Source organism: Sphingobium sp. CR28, from assembly GCF_052327305.1.
Lineage (GTDB): Bacteria > Pseudomonadota > Alphaproteobacteria > Sphingomonadales > Sphingomonadaceae > Sphingobium.
In genome coordinates this window covers 1989541-2011401 of sequence record NZ_CP182486.1, presented here as the reverse complement: position 1 = coordinate 2011401, position 21861 = coordinate 1989541, and the positions used below count along the sequence as shown (strand labels likewise).

The window sequence follows — 21861 nt, the reverse complement described above, 5'->3', positions numbered from 1 at the left end:
TTTTTAAAGACCCTGCGCCGTGGCTATGCGGTTGCGGGAGGATCGCCCGCATGAGCCGCGCGATCACTCTCACAGCCACTGTCGTCGAAGTGACCGATTATTGCACGAAGCAGAAGATCGCCATTTCGGTCATCGAACCGCTGCCTTTCGGCGGCACACGCGTGGTGCTCAACAACCTGCCTGATGCCGACACCTTGAGGCGAGGCATGAAGGCACGCCTTATCGGGACGCCGGTCGCCCGCTCATCCCTTTATGTGTCCCGCATGCAGACACCTTATCAGGCGTAACCGGCGCTGCGGCCGGCCCCAATAGGCCGGCCGTGCCCGCTGCGATGACCTTCAGGGCTTGCGGAATTTCAGGACGAACTGATCCGTCTTGCCGCGAATGCCGCTCTCCTGCACGCGCAGCGTGTGATCGTCCGCCGCATGATGCAGAAGCGGGCTTTCGCCTGCCAGCTTGAAGCCGGCGGCCTCAACCTCCTTCTTCACCGCTGCCGATTCGATCCTGTGCAGGCTCGAGGTGGCGCTGGTCCCCGATCCGGGCGCCGCCTGATGATCGACAACCAGATAAATGCCGCCGCGCTTGAGCGCCTTGAACGCGGCCGCATTCGTCAGCGCGGCAACGTCGCTCTCGCCGACCTTCGCGTTCTTGAAGTCATGATAGTTGAGCGTCGTCCAGACCACATCGACCGGAGCGGGCACGTTGATCTCGCCAGACTTGGCCGAGACCACGCTGAGATTGGGATGGCTCGTGGCATAGTCTGACAGCGCCGGTGACGGGCGGCCGACCATGGCATAGACATGGCCCTTCGCCCCCACTGTACCGACGAGAATGCGCGTGAAATAACCGCCGCCCGGCGCAAGCTCCGCGACAGTCGCGCTCGGCTTGACGCCTGCGAACGTCACCAGCTCAGCCGGCTTGCGGTCGGCATCGCGCGCGCGGTCCGCTTCCGGACGTGCGGGATCAGCGACAGCACTTTCCGCAGGGGTGGCGCTCAAAACAGGGGCAGCAGTTGCAAGCATCACCGTGGCAGCGATGGCATGAAGCAGATGAATGCGGGCCATGATCTCTCTCCCTTGCCGCCGGCGATGGGTATCACGGCCCGCCCGAAGGCAAGGAATCGCGGAGCACCGGTGGGCGCAACATAGCTAGCGCATGGGTCGACGCGGCGCCATGCGCATTTCAGGAATGGCCTAGGCCGAGAGTCTGCCGAAGCCGCCGGCAGACTCTCGATCGAAGGTTCAAGCCGCCACAAGATCCCAGCGGTCGGCGTTCATCACCTTGCTCCAGGCGGCGACGAAGTCCTTCACGAACTTCTCCTCGCTGCCGCTTTCGGCATAGACCTCGGCCACGGCGCGCAGCTCCGAGTTGGAGCCGAAGATCAGATCGGCCCGCGTGGCGCGCCACGTCTCGTGGCCGCCCTTGCGGTCAGTGGCGATAAACTCCTGATCGTCCGAGCCTTCCACCGCCTTCCAGACATTGGTCATGCCAAGCAGATTGACGAAGAAGTCGTTGGTGAGCTGCCCCGAACGCTTGGTGAAATGACCATGGCCACGCTCGCCATGATTGGCACCGAGCACGCGCAGGCCACCAATCAGCACCGTCATTTCCGGCACGGACAGGCCCAGCAATGAGGCGCGGTCGAGCATCATCTCCTCGGTCTTCACCGCCAGCTTTTTCTTGCCGAGATAGTTGCGGAAGGCGTCCGCCTCCGGCTCCATCACGGCGAAGCTGTCACCATCGGTCTGCTCTTCAGTGGCATCGCCGCGCCCGCCCGTGAACGGCACCGCGACGCTGAACCCGGCGTCGCTGATCGCCTTCTCAAGGCCCACGACGCCGCCAAGCACGATCGCATCCGCCATCGACAGCGAGCCGCGCAGACCGTCCAGCGTCTCCAGCACGTTCGCGAGCATCGCGGGCTCATTGACGTCCCAGTCCTTTTGCGGCGCAAGGCGAATGCGCGCGCCATTGGCGCCGCCGCGATGATCGGACTTGCGATATGTGCTGGCCGAAGCCCAGGCGGTCTTGACGAGCTGGCTGACGGTCAGGCCACTCGCCGCAATCTTCGCCTTCACGGCCGCGACTTCGGCGCCTGTGGGCATGGCGCCGGCAGGGATGGGATCCTGCCAGATCAGATCTTCCACCGGCACTTCCGGGCCGAGATAGCGGACCTTCGGCCCCATGTCGCGATGCGTCAGCTTGAACCATGCCCGCGCGAAGGCATCCTTGAACGCTTCGTGATCGTTGCGGAATTTCTCGCTGATCGCGCGGAACTCGGGGTCCATCTTTAGCGCCATATCGGCCGTGGTCATCATCGTCGGCACCTTGAGGCTCGCGTCCCAGGCCGCCGGGGCCATGTCCTCTTCGCGCTGGTCGATCGGCTGCCACTGCTGCGCGCCGGCCGGCGAGTGGACCAGCTCATAGTCATAGTCGAGCAGCAGGCGGAAGTAGTTCTCGCTCCACTGGGTCGGCGTGTTGACCCAAGACCCCTCGATGCCGCTGGTGACGGTGTGCTCGCCGATGCCTCCGCTCTCATGGCTTGAGACCCAGCCGAAGCCCTGCGCTGCCAGATCGCCACCGGAGGGCGCCTTGCCAAGGAGCGACGCGTCGCCATTGCCATGCGCCTTGCCGAAGGTGTGGCCGCCCGCGGTGAGCGCGACGGTCTCCTCATGGTTCATCGCCATGCGCTCGAAGGTTTCCTTGATGTCGCGCGCGGACTGCAGCGGATCGGGCACGCCGCCCGGCCCTTCCGGGTTCACGTAGATGAGACCCATCTGGATCGCGGCGAGCGGCCCTTCGATCTCCAGACCTTTGTCCGGGTCGATGCGGGTCTGAACGCCCTCGTTGACCCATTTGTCCTCGCTGCCCCAGTAGATGTCGCGTTCCGGCTCGAACACGTCGGCGCGCCCGCCCCCGAAGCCGAAGACCGGGCCGCCCATGCTCTCGATCGCGACATTGCCGGTGAGAATGAACAGATCGGCCCAGCTGATATGCTTGCCGTATTTCTGCTTGATCGGCCACAGCAGGCGGCGCGCCTTGTCGAGATTGCCGTTGTCGGGCCAGCTGTCGAGCGGTGCAAAGCGCTGCTGGCCGCTGTTGGCGCCGCCGCGCCCGTCCGCCGTGCGATAGGTGCCGGCAGCATGCCAGGCCATGCGGATGAAGAAGGGGCCGTAGTGACCGTAATCCGCCGGCCACCAGGGCTGGCTGTCCGTCATCAGGGCGTGAAGATCCGCCTTCAGCGCCTGATAGTCGAGCTGCTTGAAGGCTTCGGCATAGTCGAAGTCCGGTCCCAGCGGATTGGACGGGCCGTTCGGGTTCAGGATTTCGGTTGCCAGCATATCCGGCCACCAGTCCTTGTTGGTACGGCCGAGAAGGGAACGGCCGGCGCCGTGCACCGGGCAACCGGACTCAGGATTGCTCGTCTTCATGTCCATGAGGTCTCTCCCAAAAAGCGTGGCTGGAGAGTAAAATCGAAATGCGTCCCACCCAAGTCGTTTATGTTCGTCTTTGTGAACGAGAAAAGCGATCAGCCGCAGCGGGGCGGCGGCGGCGCACAGGGCAGGCAAATGAGCCTTCCACGAGAGCGCATTTCGCTTTCGTTACAGCGCCTCAGACCCTATATACTCGGCATGACGGAACAGACGCCCAACACCCCCCCGCAGCAGAACGAAAACGACTATGGCGCCGACAGCATCAAGGTGCTGAAGGGTCTGGACGCGGTGCGCAAGCGCCCCGGCATGTACATCGGCGACACCGATGACGGCTCGGGCCTGCACCACATGGTGTTCGAGGTCTCGGACAACGCGATCGACGAAGCACTGGCGGGGCACTGCGACCGCATCGACATCGTGCTCAATGCCGATGGCTCCGTCTCCGTGACGGACAATGGCCGCGGCATCCCGACCGGCATTCACAAGGAAGAAGGCGTCTCGGCGGCGGAGGTCATCATGACCCAGCTCCACGCCGGTGGAAAGTTCGAGAACACATCCGACGACAATGCCTACAAGGTGTCGGGCGGCCTGCATGGCGTGGGCGTCAGCGTCGTGAACGCCCTCTCCGAATGGCTCGACCTCACCATCTGGCGTGACGGGCAGGAGCATACCATGCGCTTCCGCCATGGCGATGCCGAAGCGCCGCTGCGCGTGGTCGGCCCGGCCGGTGACCTCAAGGGCACGCGCGTCACCTTCCTGCCCTCGCCTGCTACCTTCAAGATCACCGAGTTCGACTTCGAGAAGCTGGAGCACCGCTATCGCGAGCTCGCTTTCCTCAACTCGGGCGTGCGCCTGTTCCTCACTGACGCGCGGCACGAGGAGAAGAAAGAGGTCGAGCTTTACTATGAGGGGGGCATCGCCGCCTTCGTGAAATGGCTCGACCGCAACAAGACGCCGCTGATGCCCGAACCCGTGGCGATCAATGGCACCCGCGACGACGTGACCATCGACGTCGCGCTGGAGTGGAACGACAGCTATTACGAAAACGTCCTGTGCTTCACGAACAACATCCCGCAGCGTGACGGCGGCACCCATCTGGCTGCGTTTCGCGCCGCGCTGACCCGGACGCTCAACAACTATGGCGACAAGTCGGGCCTGCTCAAGAAGGAGAAGGTAAGCCTGACGGGCGACGACATGCGCGAGGGGCTGACCGCGATCGTTTCCGTCAAATTGCCCGATCCCAAGTTCAGCAGCCAGACCAAGGACAAGCTGGTCTCCTCCGAAGTGCGTCAGCCGCTCGAAAGCCTGATGGCGGACAAGCTGGCCGAGTGGCTGGAAGAAAACCCCGGTCACGCGCGCAGTATCGTGCAGAAGGTGATCGACGCCGCGGCCGCGCGCGAAGCCGCCAAGAAGGCGCGCGAGCTGACCCGACGCAAGGGCGCGATGGACATTGCCAGCCTGCCCGGCAAGCTCGCTGACTGCCAGGAGCGCGACCCCGCCAAGAGCGAACTCTTCCTCGTCGAGGGCGATTCGGCTGGCGGCTCCGCCAAGAGCGGCCGAAACCGCCATAATCAGGCGATCCTGCCCCTGCGCGGCAAGATCCTGAACGTGGAGCGCGCGCGCTTCGACCGGATGCTCGGCAGCCGCGAAATCGGCACGCTCATCCAGGCAATGGGCACCGGCATTCGCGACGACTTCAACTTGGAGAAGCTGCGCTACCACAAGATCGTCATCATGACCGACGCGGACGTGGACGGCGCGCATATCCGCACGCTGCTGCTCACCTTCTTTTACCGGCAGATGCCGCAGATCATCGAGGCGGGCCATCTCTACATCGCTCAGCCGCCGCTCTACAAGGCGACGCGCGGACGCAGCGAAGTCTACCTCAAGGATGAAGCCGCGCTCGACCAGTATCTGGTGGATGCAGGCGTCGACGCGATGCTGCTGGAGACCGAGGGCGGCACGCGCTCCGGCGCCGACCTGCGCGATCTTGTGGAGCATGCCCGGCGCGTGCGCACCCTGATGCGCTATGTACCGCGCCGCTACGACCCGGCAATCATCGAGGCGCTGGCGCTGGCCGGTGCGCTCAATCCCGATGCCGGCGACAGCCGCGCCGATGCGCTGGATCGCGCGACGCGCTGGCTCGACGTAGCCGACAGCGAAGGGCGCTGGTCCGGCCGGGTGACGGAGGAGGGCGGCTTCCATCTGGAGCGGCTGCTGCGCGGTGTGACCGACCATCATATCGTCGAGGCGGCGTTCATCGCGTCGACCGAGGCGCGCAAGCTGGACACGCTGACCCGCGAGCAGGCGAGCCTCTACGCGATGCCGAACCGGCTGGTCTCGATCAAGGCCGCAGCAGCTGCCGCCGACAGCGACGAGGACGGCGAGCCTGCCAGCGCCGCCAAGGGAACCGTGACCGTGACGCGGCCAAGCGAATTGCTCGACGCGGTGCTGGCGGCGGGCCGCAAGGGCCTCTCCATCCAGCGCTACAAGGGGCTGGGCGAAATGAACGCCGAGCAGCTCTGGGAAACGACGCTCGATCCCTCCAACCGCTCGATGCTGCGCGTCGCCATCGAACAGGCGGACGTGGCCGACGAGATCTTCACACGGCTGATGGGCGATGTGGTGGAGCCGCGTCGCGAGTTCATTCAGGACAACGCGCTCAACGTCGCCAATCTCGACGTCTAAAGCGGGATTTTTCGAGAGCACGGTCCGGATTACTGGGACGATCCGGAGGCAGGCCATCTGCCTCCGGAGCCTTCGATAATGTCGCCGGGCACTGACCCACGCATGGCACTTCCCCGACCGATAAAGCCGCGATAGGCTCCGGGCGGGGCAAGCAGGGGGCCACATGCATCCGACCGAACTGTTCGAGCTGGTCATCGCGATGATGATCGCGATCATCGCCCTCCATTATGCGGCGGCGAAGCTGGGCCTGCCGCCTGCCGTGGCCCTCATCACGGGCGGCGCGCTACTCGCCTTCGTGCCCGGCCTGCCCATCATCACGCTCAATCCCGAACTGGTGCTGGTGATCTTTCTGCCGCCACTCTTGATGGACGGCGCATGGTTCATCGCCGTCGGCCATCTCAAGCGCCACATCTTCGGCATCGCCTCCCTCGCGATCGGCGCAGTCGTCTTCACGACGGCAGTGGTCGCCGTCACGGCCCATCTGCTGATGCCGTCGCTCCCTTGGGCCGCGTGCGCCGCGCTGGGCGCCATCGTCTCTCCACCGGACGCCATCTCCGCGCGCGCCATCCTCTCGCGCGTGCAGCTGCCGCCCCGGCTTTCCATTCTCCTGGAAGGCGAGAGCCTGTTCAACGATGCAACCGGCCTCGTGCTCTTCCGATTCGCGATTGCCGCGGCGCTCACCGGCATGTTCAGCACCATCGACGCGCTCGGCAGCTTCGCCCTGCTGGCCACGGGCGGCGCCTTGGTCGGCGTGGCAGCGGGCGCCGCATGGGTGCTGCTGGTGCCGCGTCTGGGCGACGACTATCTCAAGATCGCATCGTCCACGCTGATCGGCTGGACCGCCTATCTCGCGGGCGAGATGATCCATGTCTCCGGCGTCATCGCCACGGTCATCGCGGGCCTCATCTGCGGCTGGTATCAGCATGTCGTGTTCAGCGCGGCAGTCCGCATACGCGGCACAGCCTTCTGGGCCGTGCTGATCTTCCTCCTCGAAGCCTCCGTCTTCATGCTGATCGGCTCATCGCTGCGCGACGTGATCGATCGCGCGGGTGGCTTCCGTGTCGCGCTGGAGCAGATGGCAGTGCCAATCGCGCTCATCATTCTCGCCATGACGTTGGCGCGCTTCGCATGGATCTTCGCAACGGACGGACTGATTGCGCTTCAGCGTCGGATCGGCTGGAAGCGCTATCGGCCAATCGGCCCGCGCGCGGCTACGGTGCTCGGCTGGGCAGGGATGCGCGGCGTGGTGACGCTGGCGGTGGCGCTGAGCGTGCCTGCCGCCGTGCCGGGTCGCGACTTCATGCTCGTGTGCGCCTTCGCCGTGATTCTGGCGACGGTGCTGGTGCAGGGCATGTCGCTCGGCTGGGTCATCCGCTGGGCGAACCTACCCGGCGCGGCGGGGGGCGACGCGCCGATGACCATGTCCGAAGCCGAAGCGGCCATGGCGCAGGCGCAGCTCGACCATGTGGCAAGCCGCGCCTATGACGAGGCAGGCGAGCTGATCCATCCGCAATTGCTGGATCGCTACCGTCGCCGCGCGAGCATCTCGGCCGAGTATGCCGGGCAGGAAGACCATTTCGCGCCGCGCCTGCACGCCCATTTCGATCTGGTGCTGGGAGCGACCGCTGCCGGACGCGCCAAGCTCATCCGCCTGCACCGGGCCGGCAAGATCGACGACCGCACGCTCCACGAACTGGAGCACGATCTGGATCTGGAGGAGCTGAGCGCCCTCGCCGCGAAGAACTGAGCAAACTTGTCCTTGGTCAACGCGCCGGGACCGCTACGCGACTAAATGGCTGGTATCACTCCTCGAACGACCGGAGGAAAGCCATGTGCAACGTCACCGAGATTCTGCAGCCCACGAAGACCGTACGTAAAGTCACCACCCGCGAGGGGGTGGCGCTCGATATACGCCTTGCCGACGAACATGACGAAGCGGCTCTGACCGCACTGTTCGCGCAGGTGAGCGACGAGGACCGATGCTTCCGCTTTTTGACGGCCGCGCCCTGCGTCACCTCCGCGCAGATCGATCCGCTGATCCACACCGACCATTTCCACACCGAGAGCTTTCTCGCCTTCGATCAGGCGACCGGGCACCCCGTCGCCTCCGCGCTGCTGGCCTGCGACCGGGCAATGGACACCGCCGAGATCGCTGTCTCGGTGCGGCAGGACTATAGAGGCAAGGGAGTGGGATGGGTTCTGCTCGATCTGCTGAGCGATGAGGCACATATGCGCGGCGTAGGCCGGGTTATCTCGATCGAGAACAGGGCCAATCGCGCGACAATCGAACTGGAGCGGGAGAAGGGCTTCATAGCGCGCGCGGTCGACGGCGATCCCGCACTGGTCATGCTCAGCAAGAGCTTCCGCTAAGGGGACCATCGGGTCCGCGCTGGATGCACGGACCCGAGTGAATTAATCGAAGGATCAGTCCTTCTTCGGCTCCGGCGCGACGGTAACCTTGATCTCTTCCCCATTATTGCCGGGGAAGCCCGTGAACATCGCGTCGATCAGGTTTGGCACCAGATAAGTAAGCTTGTTGCTAACGCTCTGTGCACGGGCGGTGCCCTCGAACACGCGGCCGCCACCGGCCTTGTCGATGCGCAGGCGAAGCTGGCTGCCATAGACGGTGTAGCTCGACACGTCATTAAAGCCCGGCCCCGGACCCCAGAGGAAGGGATCATAGAAGCCATAGGCATAACGGCCGCGCCAGCCGCCCCAGGCGGGGCCCCAGCCCCGGCCATAACCCGGACCCCATGCGCCCCAGCCAGGACCGCCGAAGCCGCCCCAACCGCCGGAGAAACCGCTGGACCGGATGCGTTCACGACCGCGATCCACACCATAGTCCATCCGGACGATAAGCTGCGCAGTGGCGGGATCGCTGGCGGGCTGATAGCCCTGCGCGACCATCCGCTCGGTCACGAGCTGGGCGTAATGGCCGAACTCGAGACCACCCGCGAGTTGCGGGTTCTCCGCCTGCACAGTGAACGTCTGCCCCTGGCTCGGTGGCGGAAGCTGCTGAAAGCGCGAAACGTCCGCGCGAAAATTGCTGGCGCAACCCGAGAGCGCCATGAGGGACGCGGCGGAGGCAGCGGCGAGAAGGGAAAGCCTTTTCATGGTCATCGACTCTTATCCTGTCCTTCAGGCCCAAGAGCCTGACTTGCGGCCTAATCTAGCGCGCGTCAAATGAACTAGCATTGAACGCTCCAACGCGCCGGACGCTCCATCCACCGCCCGTTGCCCAGTGACTAGACGGAGCCGAAGACCCCTAACCGGAAAGACAGGCTCAGCGGAAAAGGCCAAGCGCTTCATAGGCGCCGCGCAGAGTCGGCTGAGCGGCGGCAGCGGCCCTCTGCGCTCCGGCCTCGAGAATCGCGTCGAGGGCGGGCGCATCCTCAATGAGTTCGAGATAGCGCGTCCGGATCGGCGCCAGCGTCTCGATCAGTAGCGAACCCAGCGCGGGCTTGAACGCGCCAAATCCCTGCCCCGCAAACTGCGCGCATACCGCGTCCGGCGTGCTCCCGGCGAGCGCCGCATAAATGCCAACCAGATTGGCCGCTTCGGCGCGTCCCTCCAGATCAGCCGCGCGCTCCGGCAGCGGCGCGGGGTCGGTCTTCGCCTTCCGCACCTTCTGCATGATCGCGTCGTCATCGTCCGTCAGGTTGATGCGGCTCATGTCCGACGGATCGGACTTGGACATCTTGGCCGTGCCGTCCCGCAGCGACATGATCCGCGCGGTTTCCTTCTGGATATAGGGGTCCGGCACAGTGAACAGCTCCACACCGAAATCGGCGTTGAACTTGATCGCAACGTCGCGGGTGAGCTCGAGATGCTGCTTCTGGTCCTCGCCGACGGGCACATGCGTCGCCTGATAGAGCAGCACGTCCGCTGCCTGCAGAACGGGATAGGCATAAAGCGCGACCGACGCGCCTTCGCGGTTCTTGCCCGCCTTGTCCTTGAACTGGGTCATTCGGTTCAACCAGCCGATCCGCGCGGTGCCCATCAGCAGCCAGCAGAGCTCGGCATGGGCCGGCACCCGCGCCTGATTGAACAGCACGCTGCGGTCCGGATCGATGCCCGCCGCGATGAGCGCTGCCGCCATGTGCCGCACATTGGCGCGGCGTTGCTCTGCGCCTTCATGCACCGAGATGGAATGAAGATCGGCCAGGAAGAAAAAACACTCGCTCCCGTCCGTCATCGCGTCCTGCATCCGCACCCAGTTGCGGATCGCCCCGAGATAATTGCCGAGGTGAAGATTGCCGGTCGGCTGGATGCCGGAGAGGACGCGCATCGGGATGACTTTCAGGTTCGGGGTGCGCGGGTAACCTGCGCTTTAAGTTCGGACAGCCGATAAGCCCCGAGGCCGAAGGCGGCAAGAACATACACCAGACCTCCGCCGCCGCAGAGCAGGGCGAGCGCCACGATCCGCTCCCAGAAGGCGGACGCCATGAACCGGTCCGCCACGTCATTGGCGAAGAACAGCGCCACGCCCATAAGCAGCCCGGCCGCGACGATCCGAAGTGCCTTGGCGCGGAAGCGGTCGTCCATCCGCAGATGATCGCCACTGTGCAGCCGCCAGTAGAGCAGCGCCACATTGACCCATGCGGAGATGGCTGTGGACAGCGCGATACCCGCCGCCCCCAGTGGCCAAACGAGGATGAGGTTTCCCACCAGATTGACCAGCATGGCGACGAGAGCAATCCGCACCGGCGTCTTTGTATCCGCCCGCGCATAAAAGCCGGGCGTCAGCACCTTGATGAGCACATAGGCCGGAACGCCGGGCGCGAAGGCGGCAAGAGCCATCGCCGTGCCCACGGTGTCCCCTGCCGTGAACGCGCCGTGCTGGAAGACGCCGCGCACCAGCGGAACCGCCGAAACGAGCAGCGCGACAGCGGCAGGCAGCGAGAGAAAGAGCGCGAGCTCCATGGCGCGATTCTGGGTGTTGCTTGCGGCTTCCCGATTGCCCGAGCCGATCTGGCGGGAAAGCGCCGGCAGAATGGCCGTACCCACCCCGATCCCGATGAGCCCCAGCGGAAGCTGGTTCAGCCGGTCCGCGTAATAGATCCAGCTGATCGCGCCCTGCGGCAGCAGCCGAGCGGCGAGCGCCGTGGAAATGACCAGATTGAGCTGGATGGCGCCCTGCCCCAGCGCGGCCGGACCAATGATGACGAGCAGCGCCTTCACCTGCGGGGAAAGGCGCGGACGCGACAGGCGGAGCACCACGCCTGCCCTGCGGCAGGACCAGATGAGCCACACAAGCTGGAGCGCGCCCGAAACCGTGACGGCGATGGCCTGCGTGAGCGCGGTCTCGACCTCGGTATCGCCCCGGAAGCACAGAATCGCGACGATCATGCAGATATTGAGCAGGACCGGCGCGGCGGCATTCACCCAGAAGCGATCGAAGCTGTTCAATATGCCGCCAAGCAGCGCGGTCAGCGAGATGAGCCCCAGATAAGGAAAGGTAATAAGCGTGAGATGGCGGGCGAGCGCAAACTTGGCCGGTCCGCCATCCGGAAAGCCGCCGGTCATTGCCCAGACGATCGGCCCGGCGGCAAGCATCAGCAGCAGCGTGAAGAGGACGAGCACCGGGAAGAGGACGGACAGCACCTGCCCGGCGAAATCGATCGCCGCGGCCTTGCCCTTCGCCGACGCCTCCGCATCGTCGCTCACGCTCTCCCTCGCCATGATCCGATTGAACATGGGCACGAACGCTGCGGAAAAGGCGCCCTCCGCAAAGAGGGCGCGAAAAAGGTTCGGCAGTCGCCATGCCACGAGAAACGCGTCCGACGCGAAGCCCGCGCCGACATAACGCGCCATCAGCATGTCGCGCACCATGCCCAGCACGCGGCTGACCAATGTCAGCCCGCCGATGGTGCCGGTCGAGCGCAGCAAGCCCATCGGATCAGCCGCGCCCGCTCATGTTCAGGAGCCGCTCCGCGCCGCTCAGGCGTTTCCGGCCGGCTGAGTTTCGGCCATCGCCTGCGCCTGCGCGGTCTGCTGCTGATACAGTGCGTTGAAATCGAGCGGATCGAGCAGCAGCGGCGGGAAGCCGCCATCCTGCACGGCATCGGCCAGCACGCGGCGGGCGAAGGGGAAAAGGAGGCGCGGCGCCTCGGCAAACAGAAACGCCTGCTGCTGCTCTTCCGAGACGTTGCGGATGCCGAAGAGGCCCGCATAGAGCAGCTCGACAGCGAAGGCGACGCCCTGATCCGACTCGGCCTTGGCCGTGATGCGCAGCGCGACCTCATGCACGTCTTCCGCCGCCGGAGTGCTGGCGATGTTGAACTGCACGTCGATCTGCGGCTGCGTCTGCCAGCTGTAGACGGCGGGGCTGTTAGGATTCTCGAAGGAGAGATCTTTCACATACTGGGCCAGAAGGCCGATCTGCGGCAAAGTATCGGCGCCATTGGCGGTCACGTCGGTCATTCCATGCCTTCCTGTGATCTGGTCCCTGCAACTGGTCCCTTTTGAACTGGTCTTTGTGAACGATTGCCCGCCCGCTGGCGCAGGCGCGACCTTTAGCTCGCAATGTGGCGCGCGCTTAGCAGCCGAGTCGCGCAGGAGCAATGACCGGAGCGACGAGAGGCCGCGCGTCGGGCCGACGCAGGGAGCGCTACCAGAAGGCACAGACCGCGCGAAATCCACGGAACTGACCGGGCCTGCGGGAAGTTCACATGCAATTAAGGCTTGTTTGTTTGAATAGCGCTGCAAATATACCTATGTCTGACAGACGCTGTCCCGCCAGGAAAGGCTCCGGAATCCCGTGACCACCATTGTCGTCCTCGCCATGATCTTCGCCCTGCTCGCGTTGCGGCTCTACGCTGTGCTCGGCCGGCGCACTGGTCAGGAGCCCCGTCAGCTCCCCGCGACGATCGATGATGCCAAGGTTGTGCAGCGGGCACCGGCGAAACCAGCTACCGATTCTCGCGCGCCAACGCAGCCGGGCGCCGAGAGCGCAGTGGCGATCCCTGCTCAGGCGGGCCTGCGGGCACTGATCGCAGCCGACCGCAGCTTCGACGTCACCCAGTTCGTCAGCGGCGCCCGCTCCGCCTACGGCATGATCCTGGAAGCCTTCTGGAAGGGCGATCGCGAGACGCTGCACCAGTTTTGCGACGCGGACGTGCTTGCCGCTTTCGAGAGCGCGATCGACGAGCGCGAAGCCGCCGGACACAGCCTCTCCAACCGCCTCGTGCGGATCGACTCGGCGCTGATCGACGATGTGCGCGTAGAAGGCTCCACGGCGCTGATCTCCGTGCGCTTCTCGGCCGACATCGCCGCGATTACCCGCGACAAGGACGGCACCATCATCGGCGGATCGATGGACGACGCCGTCACCACCCAGGACATCTGGACGTTCAGCCGCGACCTGCGCAGCCGCGATCCCAACTGGCAGCTGGTCGAGACCGACGAGGTCTGAGGTTTCGCCGTTTGCTCTGAACGGGTTCCGCGAGGTTCGCCGAATAGAGACTTAACGCGCGGGTGAAACTCGGGCAGGAAGCAGAGCCATGTCTCTCCCCTCCTTTCGCGCGCTCACCTCCATTATGCTGTTTTCCGCGCTCGCGGCGTGCGGTCGGATGATCCCGCCGGGAAGCACCGGCGTTCCGCCCGCGACCCGCTCTCAGCCAGCAACGCCGCGCCCAACACTGGCGCCGCCCCCTATTCTCACGCCGCCACCGGCCGCTGAAGGCGCGACACCGACAGCGAATGCAGCGTCGGCCGGCCTCGTCAAAGGCCCGGACATCGGGACCGTGCTGCCCCATGGCAGCCATCGGTCGGCACTGGCATTGCGCGCCTTCCGCATCTCCTGCCCATCCCTGTTGCGCCGACGCGACCAGAGCGGCCTGACGCAGGGCTCGGACTGGCAGCAGGCCTGCAGCGCGGCAGGAAGCTGGGCGGAAGCCGACGCCCGCGAATTCTTCCGCCGTTACTTCGAGGTGGCGCAGGTGGGCGACGGCAAGGCGTTCGTCACCGGCTATTACGAACCGGAGATCGCGGGTTGCCGCGCGGCTCGGCCGGGATGCAGCGTGCCGATCTATCGCCGCCCTGCCGATCTCATCGAAGTCGATCTCGGCCTCTTCTCCGATGCACTCAAAGGCAAGCGCATCCGTGGGAAGGTGCAGGCGCAGAACTTCGTGCCCTATGACGACCGCGCCGCAATCACGGGCGGAACGCTCGCCGGGCGCGGGCTGGAGCTGGCCTACGCCGCCGACCCCATCGAGCTGTTCTTCCTGGAAGTGCAGGGATCGGGCCGGCTGCGCGACCGCGATGGCAGCCTGATTCGCGTCGGCTATGATGGGCAGAACGGCCGCGACTATACCGGCATCGGCAAGCTGATGAAGGATCGCGGGCTCATTCAGGCGGGTTCCATGCAGGACATCATGGCCTATTTGCGCGCCAACCCCGCCGAGGGGACCGCGATCATGAACGAGAACAAGAGCTACATCTTCTTCAAGGAACTGACCGGCGACGGACCGCTTGGCGCGCTTGGCCTGCCGGTGACGCCCGAAGCGACAGTGGCGGCCGACCCGGCCTATGTGCCGCTCGGCGCGCCAGTGCTGCTCTCGCTCGACCGGTCCGAACCGAACGGCATCTGGGTAGCGCAGGACACTGGCGGCGCCATCAAGGGGAGCAACCGCTTCGACAGCTTCTGGGGTGCAGGCGAGCGTGCGCGCGGCATTGCGGGCGGCATGTCCGCGCGGGGCAGTGCGCTCATCCTGTTGCCGATCGGCACCTATGCCCGTCTCGCGAGCCAGTATGGCTGGTCGCAGACAACTCAGCCCTGAGGAGCGCGCCGCCTGGGAAGCGGTCGCGCGCACCGTAAAACCGCTGCGTCCGCGCGCGGTGAAGCAGGTGCCAGTGGTGAAGGATGACGTGGCGAGTTTCGCGGCGGCGATCGACGCGCCCAAGCGCGTGAAGGGCCGGGTGCCCCCGATACGGATCGAGCAGGCTGTTCCGACCGTCGCGAGACCGCGACCGGCGCCCGTGCTCGACGGCACATGGGAGAAGCGCATTCGCGCCGGGCGCCTTGACCCCGATATCAGCATCGATCTGCATGGCCTGACGCTGGCGACAGCCCATGTGCGGCTCGACCGTTTGCTGGGCGACGCCCGCGCGATGGGCTGGCGCGTGCTCCATGTGGTGACGGGCAAACCGCGCCCGATGCCCGGTCCCGGCGAGGCCCGCAAACGCGGTGCGATCCGCGCCGAGATCGGCGACTGGCTCGCGCATAGCTCCCATGCCTGCCACATCGCCAGCGTGCGTCAGGCGCATCCGCGTCACGGCGGCGATGGCGCGATCTATATTATCTTGAGGCGAGAACACCGCTGAGCAGAGTCGATCCAATTGCGGTCATCGCCCCGTTCTGACATCCTCACGGTCATGAAATTTCGTTACGGAACTCAAGAGCACCTTCCGGTCTGGACAGTGCTGAGCGAACTGTTTCTCGACACTTCCTTCGATGAAGCTGACTATGATCGCATCGCAGAGGTGCTGAGACGATCTCCATTCCGGCTAAGCGAACTTGAGCGAATTTTGCGTGAGGAAGTATCCCCTGCTTTTGCCGGAAATCTTCTCTCCGTAGCCGGTGAGTGGGAGCGATGGTCGCAGGAAGAAGTTCAAACGATTATGCAGCAATCTCTTGAGCTACAATCTGCGACCGGCTGGCGTGCCTGGATCAGAAAGCGCTTGGTACGCAGGATTATTCCAGATGACTGGCACCCCATAGCCGACCGATTGAAATAACCATTGGGGTCAGGCACCGACCGCTCGTAACCGCGCCAGCGCCCGGTCCTGCCCGATGAGCGGCAGGAGGCGCACCATGTCCGGCCCGTGATCGTGGCCGGTCAGCGCGAGGCGCAGCGGTAGGAACAGAGCCTTACCCGAACGACCGCTGCTAACTTTGAGCGCGCCGGTCAGCGCACGCCAGATCTCGCCGTCCCATGTTAGCCCCTCCAGCACTCCGGCCGCCTGCGCGATGAAGGCGCGGTCGTCTTCGCTGAGCGCGGGCGGGGTGATCTCGCCAGACAGGACGGGGAGCCAGTCCGCTGCCTCGCTCACCGTGGCAAGATTGGGCCGGATCGTCTCCCAGGCTTCCGCGCCGATGTCCTCGGGCAGACGATCCGCAACCGCTTCATAAGTCAGGAGATGCAAGATCTTCTGATTGAGGCCCGCCAGTTCGGCCTCATCGAAGCGCGCGGGCGCACGGCCGAAGCGGGAGAAATCGAAGCTCTCTACAAGCGTCGCAAGGCCGGTGACGGGCTCGACCGGATCGCTGGTGCCGATCCGCGCCAGCAGGGCACAAAGCGCAATGGGCTCGATGCCTTCTGCACGCAGCGCATCGAGGTCCAGCGAACCCAGCCGCTTGGAGAGCTTGCCCTCGGTTCCCGTGAGCAGGGCCATATGCGCAAAGCGCGGCAGGGGCACCCCGAGCCCCTCGAACATCTGGATTTGGGCGGCAGTGTTGGTGACATGATCCTCGCCGCGCACCACGTCCGTTATACCCATATCGGCGTCGTCGATGACCGAAGGCAGCATGTAGAGCCAGCTGCCATCGGCGCGGCGAATGACGGGATCGGACAGCAGCTTCGGGTCGAAATGCTGAGGCCCGCGAATTGCATCCGTCCATTCGATCGGCCGATCATGATCGAGCCGGAAGCGCCAGTGCGGCGCGCGCCCTTCCGCCTCATGCGCCGCGATCTCGGCTGCGGTAAGCGCGAGCGCGGCACGGTCATAGACCGGCGGCAGGCCGCGCCCGAGCAGGATCTTGCGCTTGAGGTCGAGCTCCTGCCCGGTCTCATAAGCAGGATAGACACGGCCCGAGGCGCGCAAGGCGGCGAAGCGATCCTCGTAAAGCGCGGTGCGCTGCGACTGGCGGGCCTCCCCGTCCATATCCAGCCCGAGCCAGGTGAGATCGGTGCGAATCGCGTCGACGAAGCGCTCCTCCGACCGCGCGACATCCGTATCGTCGATGCGGAGCAGGCAGCGCCCGCCTGCGTGGCGCGCGGCGAGCCACGCCACGAGCGCAGTGCGGACATTGCCCATGTGGAGCCGGCCGGTGGGCGACGGCGCGAAACGCGTAATGACGGTCATGAAGGCAACTCGCAGTGGATCACAAAGCCCGCATCACAGGAAATGTGCGGGGCGGGACTGCGTCCGCGTCCAGAGCGCGAAAGCGATGATGACGAGAGCGGCGAGAATCGCCATAAGGCCAAGCGGCTGCCCGAGCGAGGGCACGCCGCCGCGCGCCATGATGGCGAACAGGCCCCAGAGGATGGCCACGACGAACGCCGGCTCGGCGCGGGTTAGCCGCACACCGGCAATGGCGAGCGCCAGCAGCCCCACAAGAGCAAGGAAGCCCCCGCCAAGCGACAGCGCCTGCGCCCCGGCCGGGAACGCGCTCAATATGTTGAGCGGAGCCAGCACGGTCAGCCAGCCGGCATGGAGACCGATCGGCAGATTGACCACCATGCGCCGGGCCATCGAGATCGGGCGCGGCCACCATGCGAGGACGACAAGCGCGCGGCCCAGCACCAGCAGCGCAGCGAGCGCAAGCGGTGCTACCAGCCAGGCCATGTTGAGAAACGCCGCTGCCATCCGCGCACAGGAAAGGCCAACGCCAATGACCGTCAGCCAGCCGATACGCCGAAAAAGCGTATCGTCGCGGTAGCGCGGATGAAGCGCGACAGCCGCAAAACCGAGATAGCCCAGCATGATCGGCACATGGATGAGCGCGGCCCAAGGCATCGTCGCGACCGACCCGGCCAGCACGATGCCATCCCCGGCATCGAGCGCGACGGAGAGCCCTTCGCCCGCAAGCAGGACGAACAGCGCGACATAAGCGAATGCCAGAACCAGCATGAACAGTCGGCGCAGTCCGCACAGCGCGCGATCAAGCGGCGTGGATGCTGCTGTGAGGACGGGCAATCGGCGATTCATAGCGGATATGCCCCTTCCGTGCGGCACCGCATCGACGTCATCGAATGCGCCACGCCACGCCGCGTCGTGTGGACCACATACCACTGGCCTTCTTCATCCAGACTGAAATCGACATGGCAGTGGACGAGGGCGGGTAGCGCGGGTGCACCGGCGACGGGGCGAGTGCCGGGCGACAAGCTGGCGGAGCGACGGACCGAGAAGGCGCATTGCGCGTCCGACGCGGAACGGCGGCAATCGATGGCCTCCATATGCAGGCCGACCGTCTCGCCCTCGCGCCCGAAGACCCACGCCCGGTTCATCACGGCGTTGCCGGTATCGCTTGTCCCGCTCAGGCGAATGTCGGTCCAGATCGGGCGATAATAGTCCTCAAACGGGCCACCCGCAGGTGCGACCGTCTCAGCCAGGGCAAGGGCGAAGGCGAGGACGGACATCATCAGCCGGTCCTGAACGCATTGGTGATGGGGTAGCGCCGGTCCCGCCCGAAGTTGCGGCCACCCAGCTTCACGCCCGGCGGCGACTGGCGGCGCTTATACTCCGCCACATAGAGCAGTCGCTCGATCCGCACGACCGTATCCCGGTCGAAACCCCGCGCGACGAGCTGATCGACGGCGAGCTCCTGCTCCACAAGGCCGTAGAGAATGGGATCAAGTACCTCGTACGGCGGCAGGCTGTCCGCATCCTTCTGATTGTCGCGCAGCTCGGCCGTGGGCGGTTTGGTGATGACCCGCTCCGGCATGACCGGACCATCGGGACCAAGACCAAGCGAGGGCCGCTGCACATTGCGCCAGCGCGACAGATCGAACACCGTCGTCTTGTACGCGTCCTTCAGCACCGAATAGCCGCCGGCCATGTCGCCATAAATGGTCGCATAGCCCACGCTCATCTCGCTCTTGTTGCCCGTGGTGAGCAGCATGTGGCCGAACTTGTTCGACAGCGCCATCAAGGTGACGCCGCGAATGCGCGACTGAATATTCTCCTCAGTGATATCGACGGCGCGATCAGCAAAGCTGTTGGTCAACATCTCGTCGAACGCAGCGACGGCGGGCATGATCGGAATATCGTCGAGCCGGCACCCCAGCAGCCGCGCGCATTCGGCCGCATCCTCCAGGCTCTCGGCACTGGTGAAGCGCGAAGGGAGCATCACGCACCAGACGCGATCCGCGCCCAGCGCATCCACAGCGACGGCAGCGGAAAGCGCGCTGTCTATGCCGCCCGAAAGGCCGAGCACGACACCGGGGAAGCGATTGCGGTTCACATAGTCGCGCAGGCCGACCAGCATGGCGTTGTAGATGTCCGCCGGCGCTTCATCGAGCGAATGGACTTCCCCAGGCACGCAGCACCAACCGCCGTCCGCCTCGCGCCGCCACTGGGTGATCCGCAGCGACTCCTCCCAGTCGGGGAGCATGTGCGCGACCGTGCCGTCTCGCTCCAGCACGAAGGACGCGCCGTCGAACACCAGCTCGTCCTGCCCGCCCACGCGGTTGAGGTAAAGGATAGGAAGCCCGGTCTCGCGAACGCGCGCCGCGCACACGCCGTTCACCCGGCGATCGTCCTTGTCGACCTCATAGGGGCTACCGTTGACGTTGATGAGGATTTCCGCGCCTCGCTCAGCAAGATGCGCGGCAACGAAGGGAAACCAGATATCCTCGCAGATCGGGAGGCCGAGCTTCACGCCGCGGAACTCCACCGGATCGGGCAAAGGACCGGGCGCGAACAGGCGCTTCTCGTCGAAGGTACCGTAATTGGGCAATTCCCGCTTCTGCCGGATCGCGACGATCTCGCCGCCATCAAGCAGGGCGACGCAATTGAAGAGCAGCCCCTGATTGGCAATGACCGTGCCGACGAGCATCGCGGGGCCACCGTCCGCCGTGGCCTTCGCCAGATCGCGCAGCGCGATCTCCGCGCGGGCGGCAAGCGCGGGCTTCAGCACGAGATCCTCGGGAGGATAGCCGATCAGTTGTAGTTCGGGATAGACGATGAGGTCCGCGCCCTGCGCCGCCGCATCGGCACGAGAGGCAAGCATCGCCTCGGCATTGCCGGCAATATCGCCCATGGCCTGATTGAGCTGGGCCATCGCAATGATGAGGCGCGTTGTCATAGGGTGCGGCTTTAACGCGTGCGCGGGCGATTTCAAACCGGCGCGGGTCTTTGCGCAGGCATATGCGCGGTTAATCGACTTCCCAGACCAACATCGCGACGCTAGAGGACGCCTCGCAGGCTAAGGAAGGGCGACCCGCCAAATGAAAATCCTCTCGGGCAACGGCAATCTGCCGCTGGCACAGGCGATCGCGGACTATGTCGAGCTGCCGCTCACCAAGGCGAGCGTGCGCCGCTTCGCCGACGAGGAAGTCTTCGTCGAGGTGCAGGAGAATGTGCGCGGCGAGGACGTGTTCGTCATCCAGTCGACCAGCTTCCCCGCCAACGACAATCTGATGGAACTGCTCATCATGATCGATGCGCTGAAGCGCGCGTCGGCCAAGCGGATCACGGCAGTCGTCCCCTATTTCGGCTATGCCCGGCAGGACCGCAAGCCCGGCCCCCGCACGCCGATCTCGGCCAAGCTCGTCGCCAATCTCGTCACGGTCGCCGGGGCAAACCGCGTGCTCTCAGTCGATCTGCACGCCGGGCAGATCCAGGGCTTCTTCGACATCCCCACCGACAATCTCTTCGGTGCGCCAGTGATGTCCGCTGACATTCAGGCACGGTTCGGCCGCGAGAACATCATGGTCGTCTCCCCGGACGTGGGCGGCGTGGTGCGCGCCCGCGCGCTCGCCAAGCGTCTCGACAACGCGCCGCTCGCCATCGTCGACAAGCGCCGCGAGCGCGCCGGCGAATCGGAAGTGATGAACATCATCGGCGATGTGGCAGGACGCTTCTGCATCCTGATCGACGATATCGTGGACTCGGCCGGCACGCTTTGCAACGCCGCCGCCGCACTCAAGGAAGCAGGCGCGGTGGACGTCGTCGCCTATGTGACGCACGGCGTGCTTTCGGGCGGCGCCGTGGCGCGAGTCGATGGGTCGCAGCTCAAGGAGCTGGTCATCACCGATTCGATCCTGGCAAGCGACGCGGTCGCGGCGAGCACGCGCATCCGCCATCTGCCCATCGCGCCGCTGCTGGGCGAAGCGATCAAGCGTATCGCCGACGAAAGCTCGGTCAGCTCACTCTTCGACTAATCACCGATGCGCATCCTGCTGATCGGCGCCTATGGCTTCATCGGCAGCGCGATTGCGCGAAAGCTCGTTGCCGACGGTCATGATGTGATCGGTCTGGGTCGCTCGCTGACAACGGGGCAGCGCGTGCTGCCGATGATCGCATGGAGACAGGGCGATCTCAACCAGATGGGCAAGGTGGAGGACTGGATTCCGCTGGTGGCCGGAATGGATGCTGTCGTCAACGCCAGCGGAGCGCTTCAGAGTGGCGGTGGGGATCGACTCAACAATATCCAGAGTTCTGCAATGCGCGCGGCGATCGAAGCATGCGAGTGCGCGCTCGTGCCGCGTTTCATTCAGATTTCCGCACCCGGCGCGCTATCGAGCGACTCCAGCCCGTTTTTGGCCACGAAGGGCGAGGCGGACGACCGACTCCGCAGGTCAAGCCTTGGGTGGGCGGTCCTGCGCCCGGGCCTCGTAATCGGCCGCAATGCCTATGGAGGGACGATGCTCCTGCGGACCCTTGCTGCGCTGCCCGCCGCTCAGCTGACGGCCTATGGTGACAGACAGGTCCAATCCGTGGCCCTGGACGATGTCGTCGATGCGGTCCGATCCTGCCTCGCAGCACCGGCGGACAGGATGGGAAAAGATATCGATCT

Annotated in this window: 19 protein-coding genes and 1 pseudogene; 10 read left to right on the top strand and 10 right to left on the bottom strand. The window is 65.2% G+C overall.

All coding sequences use genetic code 11. From position 1 onward, the window contains the following. The first annotated feature begins 50 nt into the window (after positions 1–50). Complete coding sequence (locus ACNAOH_RS09645) at positions 51–287, top strand: hypothetical protein (RefSeq protein ID WP_443969975.1); 237 nt, start codon at positions 51–53, stop codon at positions 285–287. A gap of 51 nt (positions 288–338) precedes the next feature. Here ACNAOH_RS09645 and ACNAOH_RS09640 read toward each other — a convergent pair whose 3' ends face one another. Next, entirely contained in the window at positions 339–1064 is a 726-nt protein-coding gene (locus tag ACNAOH_RS09640; RefSeq protein ID WP_443969974.1) for a class I SAM-dependent methyltransferase, read from the bottom strand. A 177-nt stretch (positions 1065–1241) separates the two neighbouring features. Then, positions 1242–3434: a catalase/peroxidase HPI gene (gene katG, locus ACNAOH_RS09635; RefSeq protein WP_443969973.1), complete on the bottom strand. Its 2193-nt coding sequence runs from the start codon at positions 3432–3434 to the stop codon at positions 1242–1244. A gap of 195 nt (positions 3435–3629) precedes the next feature. Between katG and gyrB the strand changes: the two genes are divergently transcribed. The 3 genes from gyrB to ACNAOH_RS09620 all read left to right on the top strand — a co-directional run bounded on the left by gyrB (position 3630) and on the right by ACNAOH_RS09620 (position 8489). Then, a complete protein-coding gene (gene gyrB, locus ACNAOH_RS09630; protein ID WP_443969972.1) occupies positions 3630–6119 on the top strand; it encodes a DNA topoisomerase (ATP-hydrolyzing) subunit B in 2490 nt (829 codons plus the stop codon). A 163-nt stretch (positions 6120–6282) separates the two neighbouring features. Next, positions 6283–7866 (top strand): Na+/H+ antiporter, encoded by a 1584-nt coding sequence (locus ACNAOH_RS09625; RefSeq protein ID WP_443969971.1) that lies wholly within the window; start codon positions 6283–6285, stop codon positions 7864–7866. Positions 7867–7949: 83 nt separating this feature from the next. Further along, positions 7950–8489, top strand: coding sequence for a GNAT family N-acetyltransferase (locus ACNAOH_RS09620; RefSeq protein WP_443969970.1), 540 nt, complete (start codon positions 7950–7952; stop codon positions 8487–8489). A 54-nt stretch (positions 8490–8543) separates the two neighbouring features. Here ACNAOH_RS09620 and ACNAOH_RS09615 read toward each other — a convergent pair whose 3' ends face one another. From ACNAOH_RS09615 to secB, 4 genes are all read right to left on the bottom strand, one after another. After that, complete coding sequence (locus ACNAOH_RS09615) at positions 8544–9239, bottom strand: DUF4136 domain-containing protein (protein WP_443969969.1); 696 nt, start codon at positions 9237–9239, stop codon at positions 8544–8546. 163 nt (positions 9240–9402) lie between these two features. Beyond that, positions 9403–10407, bottom strand: coding sequence for a tryptophan--tRNA ligase (gene trpS, locus ACNAOH_RS09610; protein WP_443969968.1), 1005 nt, complete (start codon positions 10405–10407; stop codon positions 9403–9405). Positions 10408–10418: 11 nt separating this feature from the next. Beyond that, complete coding sequence (gene murJ / locus ACNAOH_RS09605; RefSeq protein WP_443969967.1) at positions 10419–12014, bottom strand: murein biosynthesis integral membrane protein MurJ; 1596 nt, start codon at positions 12012–12014, stop codon at positions 10419–10421. 45 nt (positions 12015–12059) lie between these two features. Next, positions 12060–12542 (bottom strand): protein-export chaperone SecB, encoded by a 483-nt coding sequence (gene secB / locus ACNAOH_RS09600; RefSeq protein WP_443969966.1) that lies wholly within the window; start codon positions 12540–12542, stop codon positions 12060–12062. Between the two features lie 337 nt (positions 12543–12879). Here secB and ACNAOH_RS09595 point away from each other — a divergent pair, with 337 nt between their 5' ends. The 4 genes from ACNAOH_RS09595 (at position 12880) to ACNAOH_RS09580 (ending at position 15857) form a co-directional block, all read left to right on the top strand. Further along, positions 12880–13533: a Tim44/TimA family putative adaptor protein gene (locus tag ACNAOH_RS09595; protein WP_443969965.1), complete on the top strand. Its 654-nt coding sequence runs from the start codon at positions 12880–12882 to the stop codon at positions 13531–13533. Positions 13534–13621: 88 nt separating this feature from the next. Beyond that, entirely contained in the window at positions 13622–14899 is a 1278-nt protein-coding gene (mltA, locus tag ACNAOH_RS09590) for a murein transglycosylase A (protein ID WP_443969964.1), read from the top strand. After that, complete coding sequence (locus tag ACNAOH_RS09585) at positions 14871–15443, top strand: Smr/MutS family protein (RefSeq protein ID WP_443969963.1); 573 nt, start codon at positions 14871–14873, stop codon at positions 15441–15443. Before mltA ends, ACNAOH_RS09585 begins: the two co-directional genes overlap by 29 nt. Positions 15444–15494: 51 nt before the next feature. Next, entirely contained in the window at positions 15495–15857 is a 363-nt protein-coding gene (locus ACNAOH_RS09580) for a DUF7079 family protein (RefSeq protein WP_443969962.1), read from the top strand. 9 nt (positions 15858–15866) lie between these two features. Here the strand turns inward: ACNAOH_RS09580 and ACNAOH_RS09575 are convergent, their stop codons facing one another. From ACNAOH_RS09575 to ACNAOH_RS09560, 4 genes are read right to left on the bottom strand one after another with little or no spacing between them, the layout of a single operon-like run. Beyond that, positions 15867–17204 carry a glutamate--tRNA ligase gene (locus ACNAOH_RS09575; RefSeq protein ID WP_443969961.1) on the bottom strand — a complete coding sequence of 446 codons (1338 nt, stop codon included), beginning with the start codon at positions 17202–17204 and terminating at the stop codon, positions 15867–15869. Between the two features lie 33 nt (positions 17205–17237). Beyond that, complete coding sequence (locus ACNAOH_RS09570; protein ID WP_443969960.1) at positions 17238–18050, bottom strand: hypothetical protein; 813 nt, start codon at positions 18048–18050, stop codon at positions 17238–17240. After that, positions 18047–18484 (bottom strand): hypothetical protein, encoded by a 438-nt coding sequence (locus ACNAOH_RS09565; RefSeq protein WP_443969959.1) that lies wholly within the window; start codon positions 18482–18484, stop codon positions 18047–18049. Before ACNAOH_RS09565 ends, ACNAOH_RS09570 begins: the two co-directional genes overlap by 4 nt. Beyond that, the gene (locus ACNAOH_RS09560; RefSeq protein WP_443969958.1) at positions 18484–20148 is read right to left on the bottom strand and encodes an NAD+ synthase; all 1665 of its coding nucleotides are present in this window, start codon (positions 20146–20148) and stop codon (positions 18484–18486) included. Before ACNAOH_RS09560 ends, ACNAOH_RS09565 begins: the two co-directional genes overlap by 1 nt. 142 nt (positions 20149–20290) lie before the next feature. Between ACNAOH_RS09560 and ACNAOH_RS09555 the strand changes: the two genes are divergently transcribed. Then, the gene (locus tag ACNAOH_RS09555) at positions 20291–21226 is read left to right on the top strand and encodes a ribose-phosphate pyrophosphokinase (protein WP_443969957.1); all 936 of its coding nucleotides are present in this window, start codon (positions 20291–20293) and stop codon (positions 21224–21226) included. Between the two features lie 6 nt (positions 21227–21232). Next, positions 21233–21670: pseudogene (locus tag ACNAOH_RS09550) on the top strand (NAD(P)H-binding protein); the annotation flags it as partial. Positions 21671–21861 lie beyond the last annotated feature (191 nt).

What these genes read in the sequence shown, in the direction of transcription:
- ACNAOH_RS09625 (WP_443969971.1), top strand. Translation starts at nt 6,283, where the DNA reads ATGCATCCGACCGAACTGTTCGAGCTGGTCATCGCGATGATGATCGCG.
- ACNAOH_RS09640 (WP_443969974.1), bottom strand. Translation starts at nt 1,064, where the DNA reads ATGGCCCGCATTCATCTGCTTCATGCCATCGCTGCCACGGTGATGCTT.
- ACNAOH_RS09645 (WP_443969975.1), top strand. Translation starts at nt 51, where the DNA reads ATGAGCCGCGCGATCACTCTCACAGCCACTGTCGTCGAAGTGACCGAT.
- ACNAOH_RS09570 (WP_443969960.1), bottom strand. Translation starts at nt 18,050, where the DNA reads ATGAATCGCCGATTGCCCGTCCTCACAGCAGCATCCACGCCGCTTGAT.
- ACNAOH_RS09585 (WP_443969963.1), top strand. Translation starts at nt 14,871, where the DNA reads ATGGCTGGTCGCAGACAACTCAGCCCTGAGGAGCGCGCCGCCTGGGAA.
- ACNAOH_RS09580 (WP_443969962.1), top strand. Translation starts at nt 15,495, where the DNA reads ATGAAATTTCGTTACGGAACTCAAGAGCACCTTCCGGTCTGGACAGTG.
- ACNAOH_RS09565 (WP_443969959.1), bottom strand. Translation starts at nt 18,484, where the DNA reads ATGATGTCCGTCCTCGCCTTCGCCCTTGCCCTGGCTGAGACGGTCGCA.
- ACNAOH_RS09555 (WP_443969957.1), top strand. Translation starts at nt 20,291, where the DNA reads ATGAAAATCCTCTCGGGCAACGGCAATCTGCCGCTGGCACAGGCGATC.
- katG (WP_443969973.1), bottom strand. Translation starts at nt 3,434, where the DNA reads ATGGACATGAAGACGAGCAATCCTGAGTCCGGTTGCCCGGTGCACGGC.
- murJ (WP_443969967.1), bottom strand. Translation starts at nt 12,014, where the DNA reads ATGGGCTTGCTGCGCTCGACCGGCACCATCGGCGGGCTGACATTGGTC.
- ACNAOH_RS09615 (WP_443969969.1), bottom strand. Translation starts at nt 9,239, where the DNA reads ATGACCATGAAAAGGCTTTCCCTTCTCGCCGCTGCCTCCGCCGCGTCC.
- gyrB (WP_443969972.1), top strand. Translation starts at nt 3,630, where the DNA reads ATGACGGAACAGACGCCCAACACCCCCCCGCAGCAGAACGAAAACGAC.
- ACNAOH_RS09620 (WP_443969970.1), top strand. Translation starts at nt 7,950, where the DNA reads ATGTGCAACGTCACCGAGATTCTGCAGCCCACGAAGACCGTACGTAAA.
- mltA (WP_443969964.1), top strand. Translation starts at nt 13,622, where the DNA reads ATGTCTCTCCCCTCCTTTCGCGCGCTCACCTCCATTATGCTGTTTTCC.
- ACNAOH_RS09575 (WP_443969961.1), bottom strand. Translation starts at nt 17,204, where the DNA reads ATGACCGTCATTACGCGTTTCGCGCCGTCGCCCACCGGCCGGCTCCAC.
- secB (WP_443969966.1), bottom strand. Translation starts at nt 12,542, where the DNA reads ATGACCGACGTGACCGCCAATGGCGCCGATACTTTGCCGCAGATCGGC.
- ACNAOH_RS09560 (WP_443969958.1), bottom strand. Translation starts at nt 20,148, where the DNA reads ATGACAACGCGCCTCATCATTGCGATGGCCCAGCTCAATCAGGCCATG.
- trpS (WP_443969968.1), bottom strand. Translation starts at nt 10,407, where the DNA reads ATGCGCGTCCTCTCCGGCATCCAGCCGACCGGCAATCTTCACCTCGGC.